Origin of the sequence: Proteiniphilum saccharofermentans, from assembly GCF_900095135.1 — a bacterium.
GTDB classification, from domain to species: Bacteria; Bacteroidota; Bacteroidia; order Bacteroidales; family Dysgonomonadaceae; genus Proteiniphilum; species Proteiniphilum saccharofermentans.
This window is the reverse complement of sequence record NZ_LT605205.1, coordinates 2,565,960-2,590,276: the sequence shown is the minus strand read 5'-3', so window position 1 is coordinate 2,590,276 and position 24,317 is coordinate 2,565,960. Positions and strand designations below refer to the sequence as shown.

General features: G+C 44.5%; 12 protein-coding genes. All 12 read left to right on the top strand.

Translation table 11 applies throughout. The features are described from left to right. The first annotated feature begins 8 nt into the window (after window positions 1–8). The gene (locus PSM36_RS10195) at window positions 9–2,795 is read left to right on the top strand and encodes a SusC/RagA family TonB-linked outer membrane protein (RefSeq protein WP_076930811.1); all 2,787 of its coding nucleotides are present in this window, start codon (window positions 9–11) and stop codon (window positions 2,793–2,795) included. 23 nt (window positions 2,796–2,818) lie between these two features. After that, entirely contained in the window at window positions 2,819–4,513 is a 1,695-nt protein-coding gene (locus PSM36_RS10190; protein WP_076930810.1) for a RagB/SusD family nutrient uptake outer membrane protein, read from the top strand. Window positions 4,514–4,555: 42 nt separating this feature from the next. Then, on the top strand, window positions 4,556–6,145 hold the full coding sequence (locus PSM36_RS10185; RefSeq protein ID WP_154671008.1) for a hypothetical protein: 1,590 nt from the start codon (window positions 4,556–4,558) through the stop codon (window positions 6,143–6,145). 344 nt (window positions 6,146–6,489) lie between these two features. Continuing rightward, entirely contained in the window at window positions 6,490–8,307 is a 1,818-nt protein-coding gene (locus PSM36_RS10180) for a sulfatase family protein (protein ID WP_161947565.1), read from the top strand. A gap of 123 nt (window positions 8,308–8,430) precedes the next feature. Further along, window positions 8,431–10,062, top strand: a complete 1,632-nt coding sequence (locus PSM36_RS10175) for a glycoside hydrolase (protein WP_232001412.1) — start codon at window positions 8,431–8,433, stop codon at window positions 10,060–10,062. Between the two features lie 38 nt (window positions 10,063–10,100). After that, window positions 10,101–12,872, top strand: coding sequence for a sugar-binding domain-containing protein (locus tag PSM36_RS10170; RefSeq protein WP_083711010.1), 2,772 nt, complete (start codon window positions 10,101–10,103; stop codon window positions 12,870–12,872). Next, window positions 12,869–14,677 carry a hypothetical protein gene (locus tag PSM36_RS10165; RefSeq protein ID WP_076930807.1) on the top strand — a complete coding sequence of 603 codons (1,809 nt, stop codon included), beginning with the start codon at window positions 12,869–12,871 and terminating at the stop codon, window positions 14,675–14,677. The genes PSM36_RS10170 and PSM36_RS10165 overlap by 4 nt, the downstream gene beginning before the upstream one ends. Then, the gene (locus PSM36_RS10160; RefSeq protein ID WP_076930806.1) at window positions 14,674–17,364 is read left to right on the top strand and encodes a glycoside hydrolase family 2; all 2,691 of its coding nucleotides are present in this window, start codon (window positions 14,674–14,676) and stop codon (window positions 17,362–17,364) included. Before PSM36_RS10165 ends, PSM36_RS10160 begins: the two co-directional genes overlap by 4 nt. A 76-nt stretch (window positions 17,365–17,440) precedes the next feature. Beyond that, window positions 17,441–19,033 carry a sulfatase gene (locus PSM36_RS10155; RefSeq protein ID WP_076930805.1) on the top strand — a complete coding sequence of 531 codons (1,593 nt, stop codon included), beginning with the start codon at window positions 17,441–17,443 and terminating at the stop codon, window positions 19,031–19,033. Window positions 19,034–19,049: 16 nt separating this feature from the next. After that, window positions 19,050–20,828, top strand: a complete 1,779-nt coding sequence (locus PSM36_RS10150) for a glycoside hydrolase family 88 protein (RefSeq protein WP_076930804.1) — start codon at window positions 19,050–19,052, stop codon at window positions 20,826–20,828. Continuing rightward, window positions 20,825–22,318: a sulfatase-like hydrolase/transferase gene (locus PSM36_RS10145; RefSeq protein ID WP_076930803.1), complete on the top strand. Its 1,494-nt coding sequence runs from the start codon at window positions 20,825–20,827 to the stop codon at window positions 22,316–22,318. The genes PSM36_RS10150 and PSM36_RS10145 overlap by 4 nt, the downstream gene beginning before the upstream one ends. An 88-nt stretch (window positions 22,319–22,406) precedes the next feature. Further along, the gene (locus tag PSM36_RS10140) at window positions 22,407–24,317 is read left to right on the top strand and encodes a heparinase II/III domain-containing protein (protein ID WP_076930802.1); all 1,911 of its coding nucleotides are present in this window, start codon (window positions 22,407–22,409) and stop codon (window positions 24,315–24,317) included.

Here is a 24,317-nt window from a genome sequence, read left to right as displayed (position 1 = left end):
ATAATCGTATGAAAGAAAATAATATTAACCGACTGGCTGCTTTCATTATTTTTCTGATAATTAATACAGGGCTGTATGCCGAGCATCCCGACAGTACATTGCTGAACATTAGTTTCGGACAGCAGGACAGGGTACGGGCTACTTCGTCATTATCGGAAGTAAGTGGTGGAGATTTGCGCAAATCACATGTTGCGACTTTGAGTAATGCGTTTTTCGGGCGATTCAGCGGTATGACAACTATTCAGACCGATGGCGAGCCGGGTTATGACGAGGCTACGCTTTATCTGCGCGGTCCCCATTCAATGCGCAGTAATTCGTTTATTATACTTGTCGATGGATTTGAGACTGACGGCTTTAATCAACTTACCGCTGAAGAAATAGAGTCCGTAACATATCTCAAAGATGCTGCTGCTTTGGCGGTACATGGTATCAGCGGCGCTAACGGGGCTTTGCTCATTACGACCAAAAGAGGCAGTAAGACTGACAGAAAATTGAAAATATCCTTTAAGGCAAGATATGGCCTGCAAACACCCACATATCTGCCTCAATTCGAGAACTCTTACAACTATGCAAGACTTTATAATGAGGCATTGCAGAATGATGGCATGTCGCCTCTTTATACCGAGAAAGACCTGGAGGGGTACCAGAGCGGTGCCGACCCGTATTATTACCCCGATGTGAACTGGTATAATGAAGTGTTGTCTAAAACATCTGATTTGCAGGATTATACGCTATCATTTTCAGGAGGTAATAATTTTTCACGTTATTATGTCATGGCGGGATATATGGGAAGCAACGGCCTGTATGCGCATACCGACGGAAAGAATAATTCCAACATCAGCTTTCAGAGGATCAATTTCCGTGCAAACGTAGATATAGATGTATCTTCCAATCTCTCTTTTGCGCTTAACCTCGGTGGCCGCATCGAAGACCGTATGTTTCCTAACACCGGAACCGCTACTTTCTGGCAACATATGGCTACTTATGCGCCTAATCTTTATCCTGTACGTACCCCCGGCGGACAAATTACCGGAACCGCCAATTATCCCGATAACCCTATAGGTAGTTTGCTCGAAGAGGGTTATGGCTCTCGGCATTCGCGGAATGTGCAAGGAATTGTTACGGCAAAATATAAACTGCCTTTTACCGATGGATTGGGTGTTTTTGGAGGTATTGCATTGAGCAGTAATTATCAAAGCGGTTATAATAAGACCAAGAGCTATGCTTATTATGAGCCGGTAAGAACAGTTTCACAAACAGGAGAAGACTCTCTCTATTACGTCAGGAGGGGTACGGATACGGATTTGGTGGTGTCCACCGGTAACGACGGGGAAACAAACAGGATGGGAATACATGCCGGTGTTGAATACGAGAAAAATTTTGATCGTCATGACCTTAACCTGTTGGTGATGCATAAACAGGATTCTTATTCGACATTTGGCGAACAATCTGTCTATGCCAAGCAAAACCTGCTGGGACGGTTTAGCTATGCCTTCGACCGCAAGTATCTTGCCGAGTTATCATTCTCTTACAGCGGTACGGACAACTACAAGAAAGGCCATAGGTTCGGACTTTTTCCTGCTCTGTCGCTTGGATGGGTTTTATCGAACGAAGACTTTATGCCCGAAACAGACCACATCAATTTCCTTAAAATAAGGGGATCGGCAGGGCTTCTTGGTAACGATAAAGGAGCAGAACGCTTCGCCTATAACCAGTATTGGGGAACAGCCTCAAGCCAGGGTTATTACTTCGGTACAGGTGTAACTTACTATGGCGCATTGGTACAATTGGCACTTGCTGATCCGCGGTTTACATGGGAGAAAGCCATGGTGTATAACGCAGGCATCGACGCCGTTTTTCTCAATAACCGTCTCTCGCTGGCAGCTGATTTCTATCTTGAAAACAGGTATGATATTCTCGTGAATGTTACCAACACTATGCCAAGTTTTTCGGGGGTCAATTTTTCCACTATGCAAAACAAAGGTAAGACCCGTAATCAAGGCGTTGAAGTATCTGTACGATATACCGACAAAATCGGTGAAGTAGGCTATTTTGCCGGTTTGGGTGGTTCAATGTCACGTACTAAAATTATTGCAAGTTATGAGACGCCCCATAAGGAACAGGCGAGATATACGCAGGGACGCCCCCTGGGTCAGCGATTTGGCCTTGAGGCAATAGGCTTTTTCCGCGATAATACGGATATTGAAAACAGTCCGCTACAGACTTTTTCCAACGTTCGCCCCGGTGATCTCAAATACAAAGACCAGAATGACGACGGCATCATTGATATAAACGACGAAGTGGCCATAGGCCATCCGAGCGTGCCTGAGATCTCTTATTCCGCCAATCTTGGCGCTTCTTGGAAAGGTTTTGATGTGGAATTTCTGTTCGATGGTAATACAAATCGCAGTGTCTATCTCAGTGGTTATATGTTCTGGCCTTTTATCAATGATTATAATATATCTAAATGGACAACTGAGCGGCGATGGACGCCCGAAACGGCAGACCGTGCGGCTGCTCCGAGACTTGGTGTACAAGCCAATGCCAACAATTATCGCTCGTCCGATTTCTGGGTGCGTAATATTTCCCTGTTGAGACTACGAAATGCTGAAATAGGATGGACTTATGCAGGAAAAGCTTTGCAAAGGGCCAGGATAGAGAAATTCCGGGTATATCTCAGCACCCTGAACCTCTTCACATTGGATAATTTAGACGCCGACGTGGATCCTGAAACATTGAGTGTCGGATATCCTACATTGAAGACCTTTTCGCTTGGCGTAACTTTAGATTTTTAAGCAACAATCAAAATTATTATTCTATGAAGATATTACAATATTCAATACTCCTGTTTTCCCTTTGTCTGCTGGCGGGATGCAGCGATTTTATGGAAACTGCTATTGAGACAAAATACCAGGAAGAAGATGTCTTTGTCAATTATTCACGGATGAGCAATGCAGGCTATGGCGTGTATGCTACTTTGTTCAATTTCGGTTTCAACAGGATCAGTTCGGCCATGCTTGCCTCCGCATGCGATGAAGCCGACCATGCCGACGTCAATTCCTCTGTCCAGCATTTCAACGCCGGAACGTGGAGTTCCTCTTTGAACCCTGATGATTGCTGGAGTACGTTCTATACGGCCATCCGTCGCGCCAATCTTTTTCTTGAAGGATCGACCGGCTATAAGACGATTCTTTTCCGCGACACGACTATCACTGCCAATGCCGAAAATTACAGATACCAGGTCAGGGATATAGAATGGTTAAGAGCAGAAACCCGCTTTTTGAGAGCTTTGTATCATTTTGAATTGGCAAAACGCTATGGGGACATACCTATCATGAAGCAGGTGATCGACGATGAAGCGACGCTTCTCAAAATAACAAGGGATGATTTTGATGATTGTATCGATTTTATAGTTACGGAGTGCGACGAAATAATGCCTCTCCTGAGAGATACATGGGTAGATTTCGATGGTAATAAATGGCGGGGACGGGCTACCAAAGCGGCAGCACAGGCTCTTAAAGCCCAGGCGCTGCTGTATGCGGCAAGTCCTCTTCATAATCCTTCGAATGATCTGGAACGATGGAGTAGGGCCGCCGAAGCTGCGCATGCTATCATCGCATCGGGGAAGTTCTCCCTGCATAATAACTATCGCGGTCTGTTCAATCTCGGGAATGGTTCGGATAGTAATCCCGAAGTGTTGTTTGCCGTGCAACGATGGAACGAAAATACTTTCGAGAAATATAACTATCCCATAGGATACGACCAGGGTGGGCAGGCTACTACATCGCCTTCACAGAATCTCGTCGATGCCTATGAGATGCGAAGTACAGGCAAGTATATCGAACAGCCCGGTTCGGGTTATGATCCTCAAAGACCCTATGAGGGAAGGGATCCCAGACTTACCATGTCGATAATAGTCAATAACTCCTCGTTCAAAGGACGCAACGTCGAATGCTGGATCGGGGGTATCGATGGAACAGACAAATTGAAAGCTTCCACCACTGGTTATTACCTCAAGAAATATGTCAACGAAAACCTGAACCTGACGCAAAATCAGGCAAGCGTCCACTCATGGATTATTTTCAGGTATGCCGAAGTGTTGCTCAACTTTGCTGAAGCGATGAACGAAGCTTACGGACCGGAAGAGAAGCGCGGTATGTCAATGAATGCCAAGTCGGCTGTGGATGCGGTCAGACAGCGCGCCGGAGTAAATATGCCAATATTGCCTCCCGGATTGACACAAGCCGAAATGCGTGAGCGTATCCGCAACGAACGGCGTGTAGAACTCGCTTTCGAGGAACGGCGTTTCTTCGATGTACGCCGTTGGAAGATAGCAGAACAGACCGAAAATCTCCCTCTGATGGCAATGCAGATAACAAAAAGACAAGATAACACTTTTGATTATCTCGTTATAAAAAAAGAAGACCGCATCTTTAAGGCACATATGTATCTCTATCCCATTCCCGAAGCCGAGACCCTGAAAGGTTCCATTACACAGAATCCGGGATGGTGAACGTCTATTAATTAATTAGTTAAAAATTAATCTGTAATGGTTATGCAAAGAATATTATTCATATTTATAACTGTTTTTGTCCTTGGTTGGGGCGCTTGCACCGATAAGATTATTTTTGTTGCTGACGAAGCGCCGGATATCCCGGTACTTGAAAACTATTCGGCTGAATACCTGTGGATAGGGCCGGAGTACAAACTTGCAATTGATGCTGTTATCAAAGACAAAGAAGCATTGGAATCGCTGCAAATGTCTGTTAGCGAGTGGAATATTGATAAATCGGTAAACCTTTCGGGAAAAGAATTTATCCTTCAGGACACGTTTTTAGTGACCAAAGATGCAAACCGGACTAAACATGAAGTAGAGATAGTAGTCAGGAATGCGGCAAAAGGTATCTTGCGTGTGAAAATTCCTGTCACCGACCTGTCGGCAACGAATCAGATCGAAGGTTATTCTCCGGATCTCCTGCCGCCTGTTATCACTGTCCAGGCGCCGACTGTCAATCACTTCTACGGCCTTGCAGATGTACCCATACCGTTAAGTGTGGATGCATTGATAACGGAAGATGTGGAAATGGCGGATATATACTTCAAGGTATGGGGTGAAAACGTCAAAGGCCAGTATTTTGAAGTGGAAGATACCTGGAATCCCACTACTGAAGAGGAAAAATTTTCATACAATTATGCTAAAGATCTCGAAATACCGGGCGGCACGGTGGGTGAATACCAATTTATGATACGCGCTACCGATAAAGCCGGAAACCAGGCGGTTACCGGTGGTAATCTGACAGTAGGCATGATGGATAGATTGTATCTTTCGGATGCAAAAAACGACGGTGAAGTGAGCGGGCAGGGTTTTGACGCCTATGCTTCGGCTGACGCATGGGGTGTAGGTACGCTTGTGCCTATGCAGAAGATAGGAAATAACCTCTTTCAGTTGAATTACTATTATCGTAATGATAACGATGAGAACATTCGCTTCATTGCGTTCATGGGTGCCGACAGACCGTTCAATCAATCTCCGAGGGGTATCAAATATACGTTGGACGGTACGAATGTCGTGGCTCTTGCCGCAGGATCACAGGAAGACCTGACGGCCAACCTTCAGGCTGCCGAGTTCAAACTGCCTGTTTCGCAAAAAGGCTATTATACGATTACGGTGGATATGTCTGCCAAAACGGTTAAAGCAACTCCTCTGGCCGCAACGAATCCCGATTTTGCCAATCCTGCCCTGTTCCCCGGTTTCTCTGCATCCAATCCATACCCCTATCTGGCTATTATCTCCGGTGGCGCTGTCGTAGGGACTTCCGGATGGGCTGAAATAGAGAACAATACCAGCTTATATAAAGAAGCCGATCATAATTTTATCTATAGCGGCCATTTTCGTACGGCAGGGGGTGTAAATATCAATTTCCAGGCGCCCAAAGCCTCGCTGGTGGGTAATACGGGATGGTTTCGGCTACCGGCTGCGCGTGCCAATATGAGAGATACATACGGCGATCTGGTATCCATGATCAAACCGGTAGGTGCATCCAATAACGGTGCTAACTATGGTATTACGCTTACCGGTAATACCGACTGGTACGCTACCTACGATTTGATTACCTACAGGCTTAGGATTGTAAAGAAGCAATGAATTGTAGAATGATACTGTCAGGCCGGTAATACCGGTAATAATTGTAAAACAGGGGGCAAGGTTCCCACCGTTTGCTCCCTGTTTTTATGTACAGCGAAGCTGTAGGATGTAAGAAATTTATGGTAGGTTGTATAGAATAATAACAGACTGACCTTTCCCATACGCTCCCAGTGAAGTCAATCATACAATATGCGAGAGTTGAATAACAAATATTTTTTGTAGAATAGGTGTAGTTAGTACTTTATAATATGTTCTCCAGATTTTTGATTTTCTTATCAATACTTTTCTTTAAAAATCCAGCTATTTATGCCCAAAAAGATAGCAAACCCAATATTTTGTGGCTTGTGATCGAAGATACTTCTCCTCAATATATTGGTTGTTATGGGAATTCAGCGGTAAATACACCGAATATTGATCAATTGGCTTCCGGCGGAGTACGGTTTTCCAATGCATACAGTACCGGTACAGTGAGTTCGCCCAGCCGTAGCACTATTATTACCGGAGTCAAAGCTTATAAAATGGGAACAGGGAATCATCGGAGTAGTTTTCCTATTCCCGATTTTATTAAAGGGTTCCCTTATTATTTAAAACAAGCAGGATATTATACCTCCAATAATTCCAAAACCGATTATAATACTTCTGATGCAAAAAGGATTATAACCGATTCATGGAATGAAAGTTCAGCAACCGCAGGATGGTGGAACAAAAAGCCGGGTCAACCCTTTTTTTCCGTGTTCAATTTTGCGGATTCTCATCAGTCAAGAACGATGACCAATCCGTATCATATGTATGAAAAACAGGTATTGGATTTACTACCTGATTCGCTTGCAGTGGATGACAATGATTTTCAGATGCCTCCATTTTATAAGGATACGCCGGAGATGCGAAAGCAACTGGCACGCGTGTATAACGGTGTTTCTCTTGCTGACTATAAAATCGGACAAATACTGGACCGCATTCGGAAAGATGGGCTGATGGATAACACCATTATCTTCTTTTATGCCGACCATGGCGAAGGAATGCCACGGGGAAAATCAAATGGAATAGGGCAGGGATACAAAGTCCCTTTTGTCGTTTGGTTTCCGGAAACTTATAAACACTTGTCGCCATGGGGTACAGAAGGAATTGTTACCGATGAACAAATAGATTTTGCAGATCTGGCTCCTACCATATTAAGTCTGGCTGACGTTGATATTCCTGAATATTTCGACGGCAGGGCCTTTTTGGGGAGTCAACGGGAAGAAGCCAAAGAATATCTTTTCATTTCTAATGACGGATGTGAGAATTCATTCAATCTGGATCGTACGGTTATTAAAAACAATCTTTTGTACACCAGGCATTTTACACCGTATTCACCACAGCTCAGATGGATCCATTATTTCATATATGGGTCAATCAGCCAGCTTATTGTAAATGATTATAACTCAGGAAAACTATCTGATAAAGAAGCCATCGTAATGGAGCCAAGAAAGGCCGAGTACCTCTATGATTTATCAGCCGACCCGTGGGAAATGCATGATCTGAGCAATGACCCGGCTTATAGAGAAGAACTGGATCAAATGAGACGTGCCCTTGAAAAGAACATTGTTGATAGTAAGGATGTGTTATTCAATACGGAATATGAACTTAAAAAACTGGGTGACAACTTTACACCTTATGAGTACCGACTCCTTGATGACTATGATTTTAATAGTATCTGGGAAGCTGCTAAATATGCCGGGTTCAGAGATGCAAAAAGTAAAAATGAGCAGATTAGGCTTCTGAATAGTCCTGATAAGGTCGCGAGGCTTTGGGCAGCTATAGGTTTAAAAAGCCAGCCCTCTTTTGATGAAATAGAAATAATACAGATTTTACACCATCTGTTTGATCCTTACCCTCCGGTGCAGATATTTCTGGCATCAACACTATATGATATGAATAAAAGTCCGGAAGCCCGGGAGGTATTGGAAAAATATCTTTCAGGTTCCGACCCTGATTTAGTATTGATGGTCCTACATAATTTGCATTATATGCAGAGAAAAGGAGATTTTATTGAGCAACTGGTGCAACTGGAAGAAAAGATGGGAACAGAAAGCAGAAATATGGAATCGGCCAAGCATAGTTTGGAAGTATTATTATACAGGCTTATTGATCAGCCACTTAAAATGGAGTTTTTTTGGTAGAATGTAGTAAGAATAGAAAAATCAATAACTTAAGTTTCCCATGTAAGTTTGAAATGTAAGCAACTCAATGCTTTAATTGCAATCATACGGCTTACGAAACTTAAATCAATAATTTTTAATCATATGAAAATGAGGTGTATAGGTAATATTGTGGTAGGGTTGGCCGTTCCTTTTCTGGCTTGTGGATCAAAGGTGGATATCCCTTCCCCTTCTGTTCCCTCCGAAACGCGCATAATGAAAATTGATCCGGAGCAGGAGTTACAAACTATCGACGGTTTTGGCGCTTCCGATGCATGGCGCTGCCAGATGGTAGGCAAATACTGGCCCGAGGAGAAGAAAAACAGGATTGCAGATTTATTGTTCAGTAAGGAAACCGACGAGAAGGGAAACCCAAAAGGGATCGGATTGTCTATCTGGCGGTTCTATCTTGGAGCCGGAAGTATGGAACAAGGTTCCGAAAGCGATATATCTGATGAATGGCGTAGGGGCGAATGTTTCCAGTCTCCGGACGGGACCTACAATTGGAATAAACAGGAAGGACAGCGCTGGTTCTTACAGGCCGCCCGTGAGCGGGGAGTGGAAAAATACCTGGCTTTTACCATCAGTCCGCCCGTACACATGACAATTAACGGTAAAGCTTTCTCACCCCAAAAGCAGAAAATGAATATCAAAGAAGGTATGATGCCGGATTATGCTGAATTTCTGGTGGATTGTATTGAAAACCTGCAAGAGAAAGAAGGAGTGACGTTTAATTACCTGAGTCCGGTAAATGAACCGCAATGGGAATGGATGGCGGGCAATAATGGCAAATCCAGTCAGGAAGGGACGCCTGCTACTAACCGTGAATTATTTGAACTCACTTCCCTTTTATCCGAAAGGTTAAAAGAACGTGGTTTATCCACTACTATTGCATTGGGAGAAGCAGGTGCGATTAATTACCTGTATGGAATGGTAAATAATGAAATGCGCGACAATCAGATTGAAGAATTCTGGAGTCCTGCCTCTACACTGAGTATTGCGTCATTACCCAATGTTGAAAAAGTGATAACCGGTCATAGTTATTTCTCAGTATGGCCGGTTGCCAGCCAGGTGGAACATCGTCAGAAGCTGGATGCCCGGATTAAGCAATACCCGGGACTGAAATACTGGCAAACAGAATATTGTATCCTGGAACAACCCGGAGAGAGTGAGATACCGGGCGGTACGGGTAATCAGCGTGATCTGGGGATGAAAACCGCCCTGTTCGTAGCGCGTATTATTCATAATGACCTGGTGGTGGCCAATGCATCGTCCTGGCAATGGTGGACTGCCCTTACCAGAGCCAATTACAAGGATGGACTTATTTATCTGGACGACGGGGCAAGTAATGGAAGCATGTCGCCGGAATATTGTAAACAGGATGGGTTTGTCCGCGATTCCAAACTATTATGGGCTTTTGGAAATTACTCTTTCTTTATTCGTCCCGGCATGAAAAGGATCCATGTTGATGGACAAAATCCGGTACAGGCATCCAACGATGTGATGATAAGCGCCTATAAAGATACCGATACCAGGAAACTGGTTGTTGTTGCCATTAATACAAGCAATACGGAACGTACATATAAACTTGAGTTGAATGGAAAATTAAAGAACGGGAAACTTATTCCATATACTACTTCGGAGAACTCGAATCTTGAAAAAGGGGCGGAAGTTACTCCGGATGAAATTGTCATTGCTCCAAAAACAGTGGTCACATTTATAGGTGATATACAGTAAGTTACCACAGATTTTATAATTCATAAATACAAACCGAAATGTCCAGATATCTTTTACTCATACTGTTTATAACCGGTAGCTGTCTCATAAAAGCACAGCCGGTACAAAACGCAAAACGAACCGAAGCACCTATTTCCGTAGCAGGTATATGGAACTTCAAGCTCGACCCGATGAACGTCAGTATTCCTGTCAAGGGCAGTAATTTTGTGAGTAAGTTCCCCGAAACAATAGTATTGCCCGGTTCAACAGACCAGGCCGGCAAAGGTTACAAGACACAGGATATGACTTCCATCCGGCTGACCCGTCTCTTTGAATATAGCGGGGCAGCATGGTATGAAAAAGACAATATCTTTATTCCCGAGGGATGGAAAGACAAGCAAATGTTTCTCTTTCTTGAACGGGCTCATTGGGAAACACAGGTCTGGATAAACGGCCATAAGGTAGGGCGGGAGGAAAGCCTCTCTGCTCCCCATACATACGATATTACGCCTTATATAAAGGCCGGGGCAAAAAACAGCGTACGTATCCGTGTGGACAACAGTCTGATTTATGATATAGCTTATACCCATGCCATAAGCGCCGAAACCCAGACTAACTGGAACGGGATCATCGGACGTATGGAAATTCAGGCGTTCGATAAAGTGCATATTACCGACTTACAGGTTTACCCGCAACGCAAAGACAATAAACTGGATATTACAGCCGGGATATCGAACCGTACCGGCCAACCGGTGAAAGGGGAGGTACACATCATCTGCCATTCCGTCAATACACCCGTCAAACAATCGTTTCCGGAGGTTATTGTTCCGTTCGAAGGAAATGATTCGGTGATCACGCTTACCCACCGGTATGATCCCGGTGTACAATGGTACACATGGGATGAGTTCGATCCATACCTTTATAAACTGGAATATGCCGTTACAATACCCGATAAAGGCTATTATGATGAGAAAACAGTAAGGTTTGGTGTCCGCGATCTTGCTACGCAGGGAACCCAGTTTATCGTCAATGATATTCCCGCTTTTATGCGTGGGGCGGTGAATTCCTGCGAGTTTCCCCTTACCGGTTATCCTCCTATGGATTATTCCGAATGGAAACGAGTGCTTACTGTTTATAAGGAGTATGGACTTAATTGCATACGTTTTCATTCATGGTGTCCTCCGGAAGCCGCTTTCATTGCGGCCGACGAGTTAGGTCTCTACCTGCAGGTGGAAAATCCGGACTGGCGCTTTACCGTAGGAGAGGACGAAGCTACTAACCAGTTTTATTTTGCCGAAGCTCGCAGGATATTTAAAGCGTATGGGAATCATCCTTCCTTTGCTTTCTTCTGTGAGGGAAATGAACTTGTAGGCAAAGGATGCGTGCCTTTCCTTCAGGAGATGCTGAAACAATGGAAAACCGATCCGAGGCATCTTTATGTGGCGGCGTCGGGATATCCCACTGTGGAAGGAAGTGACTTTTACGAATTCTACGGGGCCCGTCCCCAACGCTGGCAGGAAGGGTTGAAAGGCCGGTTCAACGCGCAACCGTTAAATACTTTGTATGATTATTCCGATTATGTAAGCAAATTCACTATCCCGATGATCACCCATGAGATCGGGCAATGGTGCGCTTATCCGGATTTTGAGCAGGTTAGCAAATATGTAGGGGTATTAAAACCGTACAATTACGAACTCTTCCGTGAAGACCTCAGGAATAAGAATATGCTCGACCAGGCATACGATTTCCATGTCGCCTCCGGTAAATTTCAGGTAATACAGAAAAAAGAGGAGTTTGAATCTTATTTTCGTACACCCGGTTTTGGAGGTTATCACCTGTTACAGTTGAACGATTTTCCCGGACAAGGCACTTCACCGGTAGGTGTTGTGGATGTTTTCTATGACCCTAAACCATATGTGACTGCCAAGGAATTCAGCGATATCCAGAATCCTTGTTTGCTCCTTCTTCGTGTTGAAAAGCTCACATGGACCAATGCGGAAACTTTTACGGCGAAAGCTCAGGTAACCAATTTCCTGAAAAAAGACTTCAAAGATGCGACAGTCACATGGACGCTCCGGTACCCCGATGGACGGATGTATAACCAGGGAAGTTTCACCGGTATCCACATACCCATAGGCCCTGTTACCGATATAGGGGAGATATCCATCCCGTTTGCAGATATCAGGGAAGCGACTGATTTGATAGTGATAATAAAAATCGATGGTACAGATATATCCAATAAATGGAAGATATGGGTATATCCTCAGACACTTCCCGATGTAACCCCGAAAAATGTATTGGTGATCCGGCAATGGGATAAAAAAGCAAAAGCGCATCTTGACAAAGGAGGCAATGTATTGTTGCTGGCCGACACGGCAAAAGTAAATTCCAACGTGTCGCCCGGTTTCTCAGGCATATCGTGGAATGCGGTCTGGTCGGGTACCCCGCCCAATCTGCTGGGTATATTATGTGATCCGCAGCATGCCTTATTCAGGCACTTTCCTACCGAATTCCATTCCAACTGGCAATGGTTCGATCTGGTAAGGAATTCAAAGCCGGTCGTACTGGATCATACGCCTTATGCATTCAGACCGTTGGTACAAATTATTCCTGATTGGAACAATAACCGGAAAATAGGCCTTATATTTGAAGCAAAAGTGGGAAAAGGGAAACTTTTGGCAACTACCATTGCATTCAACGACATGATGGATAAAAGCCCGGTTGCGCGCCAGATGTATTACAGTATGGTTCATTATATGAATTCCGGGGAATTCTCACCTGAAGAGGTGCTGACATTTGAAATGATTGATAGACTGTTTATTCAGCCATGAAGTATTATCTCAATAAATTGTTATTATTATCGCTTTTCGCTGTTTTATCGGCATACGGCTTGTATGCCCAGCAAAAATATTGGAACGAGCATACCAAGTTAACTCCATGGAGGTTCCCTTTGGTAACGGATAAAGCAGCCATTACCTACGAAGACCTCACAGGTGATGGTACGCCGGATATTATCCGTACATTTATATTGGATAGTATTCCGGTAATGTGGATCGATGATGATGGTGACATGCGATATGGCGATACGGAGGGTGATACGGATAATGATTGTTTACTGATAGACTTGAATAGAGACGGGATTTTTGGTGGACCGGAGGATTTGTCCATTGACTGGGTGGATACTGACGATGACGGTATTGCCGATATGCAAATTGTTATTTATAACGGGAAAGAAGATATCCGTTACAGTCCCGATTATAAATCCGACTTTATTATCGTAATAGATATAGAGAAAGACGATATCAAGACCTTTATTGATTGGAACAAACTTCTTCCCCTTTGTTGGGAACGGAACGGGCATGCTAACTTTTATCAGGACTATCATGGAAATACTTTGCTGCTAAAGGGACATAACTCCAGTTTCAGAGTGGCAGACCCCCGTTTCAATTGCGAAAATCCGTTTATTTTTTATGATTATGACGGAGATAATCTGACTGAAATGGCTCTCCGGTTGATGGATGTTCCTTATGTCAGACCCCGACCGGACAAACCGGAAGATAAAAAATTCGAAGAGATCGATCCGGCACATGATATTCTGTACAGCCAACGAATCACATGGGCAAGCATTGCATGGGATATGGATAATGACAATGGACAAGGAAACGAGTTTGATCTCGATATGACGATTCATTTTGCCGGAAAGGGTTTTGAGTATGCCGACCAGGTACATGCTTTTAAAAATCTGAGAGGATTGCCCGAAGCCGATAAATATATGTATGACCCACGTTGGAGACAAATGGAAGAACTCATTTATCCGGATGAAAAGGTGGCGTATGATATGACCTTTAAAGAGGGTGAATGGGATTACTGTTGGTTTGTTTTTGATGAAGATGATGATTGTAACCGCTGGGAACGGGTGGAACTCTATTATCCTTATGACCTGTTCAAGGTGGGTGCAGCCAAAGGTGGACTCGATAGCCATAAACAGTCGGACGCCATTGGAGACAGGGGTGAATTTGATGAGGATAATTCCGGGAAAGGAAAATTATACCTGTCGCCTATAGATGGGCGTATTCACCTGTATGGCGCCGAATGGGGTGCATGGCGGATAGACCAGAATGCTTCCTATTTTCAGGGATACGGCGGGTTATACGACTCACGTCACGTGGAGCAACGTCTCTATCCCGACCCTGAATCATGGGCGACAGTCAGGTACTCAGATACTGATGATAACGGTTTCTTTGATCTTGTTGAATATGACCTTGATGGTGACGGCAAGTTCGAAGAATGCATCTCTCTCATTGAACTGGGTATTGATGACAGGGGAGTAATTTATGATACTGCAAATATGAAATACGAGGATATGCGTGCCTTATTCGATACCTGTACCGATGATATATGGCAACGTGCCCAACAGGCAATAGAAGTAGCGGGGAAATACCGGCTTAATACCTCATGGTATGCCTTCTGGAAACAACCGCGTACTCAGTTTGAAAGATACAGTTATGGATTCTGGCTCAATTTTTATATTTATAAGGATTTGAGTCATCTTGCACAACTCCGTGGAGACAATGAGATGAAAATACAACTGGATAAAGCATATTATTCGGGTAACTGGAAAAAGATGTTGAAATGAAGAATATTCTGTTATCGATTGGTTTTATAGGGTGGATGGTTTCCTGCTCACAACCGGAAACCCGGATAGACCTATCCGGCGAATGGACTGTAAGGATTGACTCGGTGCATTATAAAGTCATTCTTCCGGGCTCTCTTGCTGAAAATAACGTAGGTTATGAACCAACAGATTCTGCTACCAATATGCTGAGTGAAACATATGGTTACCAGGGAGCTGCCTGGTATGAAAAAGAAGTGATGATACCTTCATCATGGGAGAATCGTCCGGTAGAACTGTATATGGAACGCACGAAAGTATCGGAGGTGTACATTAACGGGAAACCGGTGGGTAGTCAGAATAGTGTTTCCACACCCCATGTTTACAGGATCGACTCATTATTCAGAGCGGGTAAAAATCAAATTGCCATAAAGATAGATAATACCAAAAGCCTGCTGCCGCTTGGGGGCTCACATGCCTATTCAGCACATACGCAAACCAATTGGAACGGTATCTTGGGTGATTTCTATCTGAGAGTATTGCCTGATATATCTATCCGGCAACTACGGATTGATACTTCAGTCGATGGACACAGTACGGTTCGGATCTCCCTCGTCAATCATACCAAAACTCCTTTGGAGAACGAGGAAATCAGGATCACAGTTAAAGATGAGAAGGATAAAATCGTTTCACAAAAAGAAATGTTACTCAATGTGATCCCGGGTGACTCGGAATACCCAATGGAGATAAACATTCCTGATCCTGCCTTGTGGGATGAATATACGCCCACTCTCTATACGTTTCAGATAGAGATCCGGGGAAATGATTCAAAGACCGTTCGTAGCGGGATCAGGAATTTTACAACGCGGGGAACACAATTCGTGAACAATGGCAGGACAGTTTTCCTGCGGGGTAAAAACGAATGTGGGATTTTTCCGCTTACCGGATATGCAAGTATGGAGATAGATGACTGGAGAAGATATTTTTCCACCATTCGCTCTTATGGCCTTAATCATGTGCGGTATCATTCATGGACGCCACCTAAGGCCGCTTTTATCGCCGCCGATGAAGCAGGTGTGTTCCTGCAACCGGAGTTACCCTTATGGGGGACTTACCGTGAGACGGATACCGTCCTTATATCCTATATGAAGCAGGAAGGGCGCCGCATTATAGAGGAATATGGTAACCATCCTTCCTTCGTTATGTTTAGTCTGGGAAATGAACTGGAGGGAGATACCGCGATAATGGCAAGTGTCATAAGAGAGTTAAAAGAGGCGGATCAGCGCCGTCTTTATGCGCTGGGAACAAACAATCATTACTGGAATCCTCAAACACATCCATTGGAAGATTTCTTTGTGGCCATGCGGCATGGTAAAGCCGCTCCGGATAATAGTACTGACTTGCGGGGTTCTTTCTCCTTTGCCGATTCCGACAAGGGCGGGATAATTAATTGTCTTGTCCCGAATGCATTGCGTGATTTTTCCTCTGCCAATCAAAAGTTGGGTAAGCCTGCCATCGGGCATGAAACAGGGCAATACCAGATATTTCCCAATTTTGAGGAAACCAGTAAATATACAGGCGTCCTGCGCCCTTTGAATTTCATGGTATTCAAAAACCGGTTGGAACAGACAGGAATGGGCGGACAGGCAAGCGCTTTCTTAAAAGCTTCCGGTGCACTGGCCGCCTTGTGTTACAAGGAAGAGATAGAAATGGCATTGCGTACACCCTGTTTTGGTGGTTTCCAGCTACTCGATTTACAGGATTACCCCGGTCAGGGAACTGCCCTTGTGGGTATCCTTGATGCTTTCATGGAATCCAAAGGTGTTATTTCACAGGAAAAATGGACTGAGTCCTGTACGGATGTCGTACCGTTGGCACGCTTCCCGAAATACTGCTGGAACAGGGATGAAGTATTTACTGCAGAGATACAGATCGCCCATTACGGACAGGCTGATATAACGGGTAAGACAGTTTCCTGTACCTTATCCACCGAGTCCGGTGAAGCTGTTTACAGTAAAGATATCTTCTGCCCGGTTATTTCTCAGGGACAGTTACACTCTCTGGTAACTTTGGATATTCCGTTAAACAATATCCGGGAACCGGGAAAAATGAAACTTCAGGTGGCTTTGAAAGAAACGGATTATCAGAACTTATGGGATATCTGGGTATATCCAGACTATAATGCAACGACAATAGCCGAAGCCAATTTTAATGGGGTAACTGTTACCCGTGATAAAAAACTTTTTGAAAAATTATATAAAGCGGATAGCCCGGTTTTATATATCCCTATGGAAAAAGATATCCGTGAGCGATCAGTAGGCGGTTTATTTATCAGCGATTTCTGGAATTTCAAAGTATTTAAAGGCGTAGCCGAAAGTCTGGGTATTGAACCTTCGCCCGGTACTTTAGGATTATTGGTTGAAAATCCCGGACATAGGATATTCAACTCTTTCCCTACCGATTCGCATACGAATTGGCAATGGTGGCATATCGTGAAAAATTCACGGCCAATAATACTTGACGATATGCCGGCTGATTATTTCCCTATTGTACAGGTAATTGATAATTTCGACCGTAACCATAAACTTGGACTGATTTATCAACTTCCCGGAAGCAAAGCACTGGTCTGTTCATCCGACTTATTCGCTTGCAGTAACGAACCGGAGGTGAAAGCATTATTTCATAGCTTATTGGAATACTTGAAGGAATAGAGTGGGTGGAATTGCTGTTTTGTAAACATGGCGTGACGTTATGATAATTGATATTAACTTGATTAGATGAGTAGTTATGAATAGTAAAGCAGTGTTTTCAATACTGTCGGGAGCAGCCCTGTTGCCGCTTTCATTATATGGCGTAACCGGGAAAAAACAACCAAATGTGTTAATCATTCTGGCCGATGACCTGGGATGGAAAGACTTGCACTGTACGGGAAGCGACTATTACGAAACTCCCAACATAGATGGTATTGCAGCAAAAGGAGCAGTGTTTACTAATGCTTACGCGGCTTGCCAGGTTTCAAGCCCTTCACGGGCCAGTATCCTTACTGGTAAAACTCCTGCACGACATGGGATCACCACATGGATAGGCGAAGCATCGGGCGAAGAATGGAGAAAAATGAACAGGCATACCAAAATGCTTCCGCCGGATTATAATTGGCGGCTTTCAGCGGATGAACTGACTTTACCGGAGAAATTGAAAGAAGCAAACTACACGACTTTTATGGCGGGCAAATGGCATCTGGGTGATGAACAATCGACGCCGGAGATACACGGATTTGATATCAATATTGGAGGATGGGATTCCGGCAGTCCGCATGGCGGATACTTTTCTCCATATGATAATCCTAAATTAACCGATGGGCCAGCCGGGGAGAATCTCTCTATGCGGCTGGCAAAAGAAACAAGTGATTTCATCAAGAATCATACGGAAACAGAGAGGGAAAAACCATTTTTCGCTTATCTGTCTTTTTATGCCGTGCATAGCCCCATACAGACAACAAAAGAACGATGGAGCTATTTCAGGGACAAGGCTGAAAAAAATGGTATATCGGCAGAGGGTTTTGCCATTGACCGGACTCTTCCGGTAAGGCAGCATCAGGATAATCCTGTCTATGCAGGGCTTATCCGGCAGATGGACGATGCAGTGGGGGTTGTATTGCAGCAACTCAAGGATTCAGGGATTGACGACAATACGATCATCATTTTCACCAGCGACAATGGCGGTGTGTCCTCGGGAGATAATTATTCTACCTCCAACCTGCCACTGCGGGGAGGGAAGGGCAGACAATGGGAAGGAGGCCTGCGGGTACCTTTTATCATCCGGTACTCACCGGAGATAGCCGCCGGTATTTCCTGTGATAAACCGGTAATCGGAATGGATATTTACCCTACGATCCTCGATTATGCGGGTATTAAATCCGTTCCGAAACAACATATGGATGGTATAAGTATCCGTCGGGTTATTGAAAACAATCGACCGGAAAAGGTCGAAAGGGAATTATACTGGCATTTTCCCCACTATGCAAACCAGGGAGGCGAGCCTTCATCCGTAATCAGAAAAGGAGATTGGAAACTGATTTACTATCATGAAGATGAAAGGTGTGAATTATACAATCTGCAACTGGACGAAAGCGAAAACGAGTTCCTGAACCCATATTACCCGCAGAAGGTGAAAGAATTGAAAAAGAATCTATTTCGCTGGATGAAAAAAGTGGATGCCAAACTGCCTGTAGTTGATCCTCTTTATGATCCCCGTAAAGAAACGGCATTCAGGAAACAGCAACAGGAGCAAACCCTGAAGAGACAGAGTGAGATACGGGAAAAACAATTATCCCCGGATTGGGAACCCAATGCTACATGGTGGGGAAGTATCATCGATTGATCTATAAAATATAATAATGAAACATATTCTTTTATTCATATCTGTTTTGTTTTCCTTGGGTATAACGGCGAAAACGGCACAGCCACAGGATTATCTGGAAGATATTCGACAGGAGATGCAAAAAAAATGGCCCCACAACAAAACCATAAATCTGGTATTTCACGGACACAGCGTTCCATCCGGTTATTTCAATACACCCTATGTAAGGACAATGCAGGCCTATCCGCAACAGGTACTGGAAGCGGTAAAGGAGATCTATCCCTATGCGGTGGTCAATTCAATAACCACAGCTATTGGAGGAGAGAATGCTGAACAGGGAGCAAAACGGTTCAAACAGGATGTACTTTGCCATAACCCTGATGTCTTATTTATTGATTATGCATTGAATGACAGAGGAATTGGTCTGGAAAGATCCCGCCAGGCCTGGGAAGAAATGATAAAAGAGGCGCAAAGACAAGGCATTAAAGTAATCCTGATGACTCCCACTCCGGATTTAACGGAAAATATGCTGGATGACAATTCTCCGTTGGAGCAATACAGTAAACAGATTCGTGATCTCTCGGTAAAATACGGGACGGGATTGGTAGATAGTTATGCCGCCTTCAAACAAAAGAAGAAGGATGGTGAAGAGTTGAATGCATTTATGAGCCAAAGCAACCATCCGAATGCCAAGGGACATGCTGTGGTGAAAGAACTCATCCTTGATTATTTCTTTGACAATCATCAATGGAAGGGATATAATAGCATTTCAACCCTGAAAATAATCAGGAAAGTAGCCGACTGGCAGTTAATAAATTTTGAGAGCCAGGTACAAAAGGGATCACGATGGCCCAATTCCCATGCATACTGGGCTTGGACAAACGCTACCATGTACGTGGGGCTAGCGGAGTGTGCCAAACTAACGGGTGATCAAAAGTACTGGGATTTCTTGCACACCGTAGCCAATAAAAATAGCTGGAAGGTCGGTCCTAGTCCCTATTTCGCCGATGACCTGTGCATCATACAACCCTATACCATGTTGTACGAGAAGTTCAAAGATCCCTGGATGATTAGCGAGTCGACTCGGGTATTGGCCTCTCTCATCGAGTATCCTTCGACGGCGAGCCTTGACTATTATGCCGAAGGTTCCCATTCCCGCTGGTGTTGGTGTGACGCGCTGTTTATGGCACCCACCTCTTTCGCGCGTGTTGGGAAAATAACCGGAGATAACAAGTATTTTGATTTTATGGACAAAGAATTCCGGGTTACCTATGACAGCCTTTATTCCAAGTCCGACAGGCTCTTCTTCCGGGATACCCGCTACATAAACATGCGTGAAGAGAACGGGGAGAAAGTCTTTTGGGGACGTGGAAACGGGTGGGTGACCGGAGGGTTGGCTATTATTATTGACCATCTTCCCGAAGATTATCCTTCCCGCGATTTCTATATAACTTTATTCCGGGAGATGATGGAGAAGATTGCTCTGTTACAGGACAAACAAGGATTCTGGCATCCCTCTTTATTAGATACTGTTGCCTATCCCATGCCTGAATCAAGTGCGTCGGGATTCTTTACCTATAGCCTTTTTTGGGGAATAAACCGGGGATATCTGGATAAGGAGAAATACTTGCCGATAGCGATAAAAGGATGGAAGGCTTTACAGTCCATCGTACATGAAGATGGTAAGGTAGGATTTGTACAGGCGATAGGCGCCGACCCGAAGAAGGTGGGGTTTGATGATACGGAGGTGTATGGCACGGGGGCTTTTCTATTGGCTGCCACGGAATACATGCATTATTTAAATAGTGAATTATGACGAGATGGATATGGTCCCTTATCCCGGGTATGTCGTTAAGCTTGGGGGATGCATCGGCGCTGAATAATTTTAAGCAACCGTTGCCGAACGTTATTTTTGTGATGGCCGATGATATTGGCTACGGGGATTTAGGGTGCTACGGGGCCACCCGGATTAAAACACCGGCAATCGATGAGGTGGCCAAACAGGGCGTGCGTTTTAATCAAGCCTATGCGCCCGCGGCTACCAGCAGCCCGTCGCGCTATGCGCTGCTAACCGGTACGTATGCTTGGCGCGAAGGGGTTAGCATATTGCCCGCCAACGCCCACCTCTCTATCGATGAAAATGCGTATACATTGCCTAAGATGTTTAAAGACGCGGGGTATACAACGGGATTAGTGGGCAAATGGCACTTGGGGCTGGGTAGTAAAGGCAATGAAGTGGATTTTAATGCACCCATTGAACATGGTCCATTATCCATCGGCTTCGATTATGCTTATTACTTCCCCGCGACCAACGATCGCGTACCCTGTATATATATCGAAAATAATCAGGTCGTGAACCTGCGAGCAGATCAGCCTATCCGGATATCCTACAGCCAGAATATCAGCGAGGACCCTACCGGAAAGGAGCATCCCGAATTATTGATAATGAATGAGCTGACCGGATACCATAATGGCACTATTATAAATGGAGTAAGCCGGATAGGATACATGAGTGGTGGGGAGGATGCCCGATGGGATGATGAAAAGATGGCGGAGCATCTACTTGCAAGAACAATTGATTTTATAGAGAAAAACAGAGACAACCCCTTCTTTTTATACTACGCGCCGCATAATGCCCACGAACCCCGGATACCCTCCAAACGGTTCAGGGGGAAATCAGAAGCAGGCATTTATGGTGATGTAATTGAAGAGTTCGACGATTGCATCGATCAACTGGTGAAGGCGCTTAAAGATAAAGGATTATACGAAAATACAATTTTAATAATAACCAGCGATAACGGCCCGATGGTGAAAGAGGGATACGACGACGGTGCCCTCGAAAATCTAAACGGACATGATCCGTATAATCAACTCAGGGGTGCGAAATACTCACTCTACGAAGGGGGAACAAGAGTCCCGTTTATCTGCTCCTGGCCGGCTCGTGTGAAAAAAGGATTTACGCAAGAGCAACCCTTTACTTATTTGGATATGCTTGCTACATTCGCACGGATGCTTGAAATTCATTTATCCTCTAAAAACAGGAAGGATAGTCGAGATGCATCGGAATTATTTTTCCATGAGACCGCCGGGCCATACAAAGAATATATCCTTACTCAAAACAATAATGGAGAGATTGCCATCCGGTATGGAGACTGGAAGTTTATTCCAGCTCACGAGAACAAGCAAGATGAGCTTTACAATCTCAAGCACGACCGTTCAGAGCTACACGATATGAGAACAGCCTGCCCGGGGATCGTGAAAAAAATGGAAGGAATACTCGACAAGTATGTAATCGAAATAGAATGAAACGAGCATGAGAATCATTCTCACACAAGTACATGATTAAAGCGAGTTCCATACACCATAACGTAAAAAATAATCAAATCGTATAAAAATGATAAAAAAACTCGTTGCTCTTTTATTATTTATTCCCTATGTCGTGCTGGCACAGGAAAGTAACTACTACTTCTTCTCTAAGGAAGATATCGAGAGTATCCGTTCTTCCTCTCAAACTGAATGGGGAGGGGCTATCATGGAAAAACTGAAGAAAACAGTGGATGACCGAAGGGAGCATTCTTTGCGCGTTCCACTTCTGGAGGGGGGGCATGGACATGACTATTTTTGTCCTATCCACAATCAAGTGTTTCGTTTTGATTGGGACAAGCCTCACGCCCATTATTGTAGCCTATGTGATAAATATTGGGAAGATAACAATAAATTCGACTGGGCGTGGATTAATCATGTACACCTGCAAAACCGGATATATCTCACTGCCTGCATGTATTTGTATATTGTTACGGGTGAGAAACAGTACGCGGAATACATTCGGGATATGATGCTGGACTATGCCTCCAAATACCTGACATACCTGCATCATGATACCGCAAGGAAAACAGGCCCCTGGGGCGGAAAGATGTTCGGGCAAAGCCTCGATGAGGCAGTATGGGCAAGCGATGCCTGTCCGGCTTACATAATTGCCAAGCCGATAATGACACCCGAAGAGATCAGAAAAATTGAAGAGGGATATCTTACTCCTTGTGCTGACCTGCTTTTGGGTAGACGGGGTAGCGCCAACTGGCAGGTTTGGCATAACAGCGGCCTGATAGCGCTGGGTGTAGCCTTGCAGAACGACAGTATCATCCATGTAGCCGTCCATGATCCTGAATGCGGATATTATGCACAGATGGACAGGCATGTGCTCGACGATGGTTGGTGGAGCGAAGGTTCTCCTGTTTATCACTATTATCCGTTGCATGCGATGCTGTTGTCGGCAGATGCTGTACGTTGCCGCAATATTAACCTGTATGATGAAAAATTGTATAAGATGCTTGCTGCTCCTGCCTCAGCTGTTTATGCCGATCTTTTCTTTCCTTCGCACAACGATGGATGGTATGGAGAATCCCTTGTGGCACAGGCGCATTTATATGAAATAGCCTATAAGCGGTATAAAGATCCTTTCTTTCTGGATGTATTGAGCCAGTGTTACCGTTATACCGAAAGAAATTCAGTGGAAGCCTTGCTGAACAATACTGACGTTAAAATCGCTACAGCCCCGGCTTCCTGGCCTTCGGTATATTTTGAGGATACCGGGTATGCAGTATTGCGTTCAGGCAATAAAACCGTAGTGTTGAAGTATGGTCCCCACGGTGGCGGACACGGGCATCCTGATAAGTTATCCATCTCCATACACAACGGAGATAAGGAGCTTGTATCCGATATGGGTACGTCGGCATACGGGGTACCTGCATTTACCCAATGGTACCGGAAGACTTTATCGCATAGCACCCTTACCGTCGATGGTAAAGACCAACGCGCAACTACCGGTGAACTTGTTTCTTTTGAAGCTACCAAACACGGTGGACAGGTAAAAGCCCGGGTGGCTGACGCATATCCGGGGGTGGAAATGGAAAGGCAGCTTACCCTGCACAAGGATAAATTGACAGATCAGTTCACGGCAACCTCATCCGAAGAACATTTGTATGACTATGTGCTTATATTGACAGAGAAACCTGTTTTTTCAGAAGAAGGAGAAGCCATTGTATTGGATGATTCGCCGGTTTATAGTTACATCACAAATGCGACAAAAAGAAGGGCGTCGGCATCCGTCAGATGTAAAGTGGGTAACGCTACATTGAATATTAGCCTGCCGGATGCCGGGCAATTTGAAATAATCACCGGTGAAGCACCGGGAATACCGCCGGGCAATGACAGGGTAAATGAGAAATATCCCTCACATCTTTGCTATCCGGTCATTATCCGTTTACAACATAAAGAATTGAAAGTAGAAACCGAATGGAAATTTTAA

What these genes read in the sequence shown, in the direction of transcription:
- PSM36_RS10185 (WP_154671008.1), top strand. Translation starts at nt 4,556, where the DNA reads ATGCAAAGAATATTATTCATATTTATAACTGTTTTTGTCCTTGGTTGG.
- PSM36_RS10140 (WP_076930802.1), top strand. Translation starts at nt 22,407, where the DNA reads ATGATAAAAAAACTCGTTGCTCTTTTATTATTTATTCCCTATGTCGTG.
- PSM36_RS10160 (WP_076930806.1), top strand. Translation starts at nt 14,674, where the DNA reads ATGAAGAATATTCTGTTATCGATTGGTTTTATAGGGTGGATGGTTTCC.
- PSM36_RS10145 (WP_076930803.1), top strand. Translation starts at nt 20,825, where the DNA reads ATGACGAGATGGATATGGTCCCTTATCCCGGGTATGTCGTTAAGCTTG.
- PSM36_RS10195 (WP_076930811.1), top strand. Translation starts at nt 9, where the DNA reads ATGAAAGAAAATAATATTAACCGACTGGCTGCTTTCATTATTTTTCTG.
- PSM36_RS10190 (WP_076930810.1), top strand. Translation starts at nt 2,819, where the DNA reads ATGAAGATATTACAATATTCAATACTCCTGTTTTCCCTTTGTCTGCTG.
- PSM36_RS10150 (WP_076930804.1), top strand. Translation starts at nt 19,050, where the DNA reads ATGAAACATATTCTTTTATTCATATCTGTTTTGTTTTCCTTGGGTATA.
- PSM36_RS10155 (WP_076930805.1), top strand. Translation starts at nt 17,441, where the DNA reads ATGAATAGTAAAGCAGTGTTTTCAATACTGTCGGGAGCAGCCCTGTTG.
- PSM36_RS10170 (WP_083711010.1), top strand. Translation starts at nt 10,101, where the DNA reads ATGTCCAGATATCTTTTACTCATACTGTTTATAACCGGTAGCTGTCTC.
- PSM36_RS10165 (WP_076930807.1), top strand. Translation starts at nt 12,869, where the DNA reads ATGAAGTATTATCTCAATAAATTGTTATTATTATCGCTTTTCGCTGTT.
- PSM36_RS10175 (WP_232001412.1), top strand. Translation starts at nt 8,431, where the DNA reads ATGAAAATGAGGTGTATAGGTAATATTGTGGTAGGGTTGGCCGTTCCT.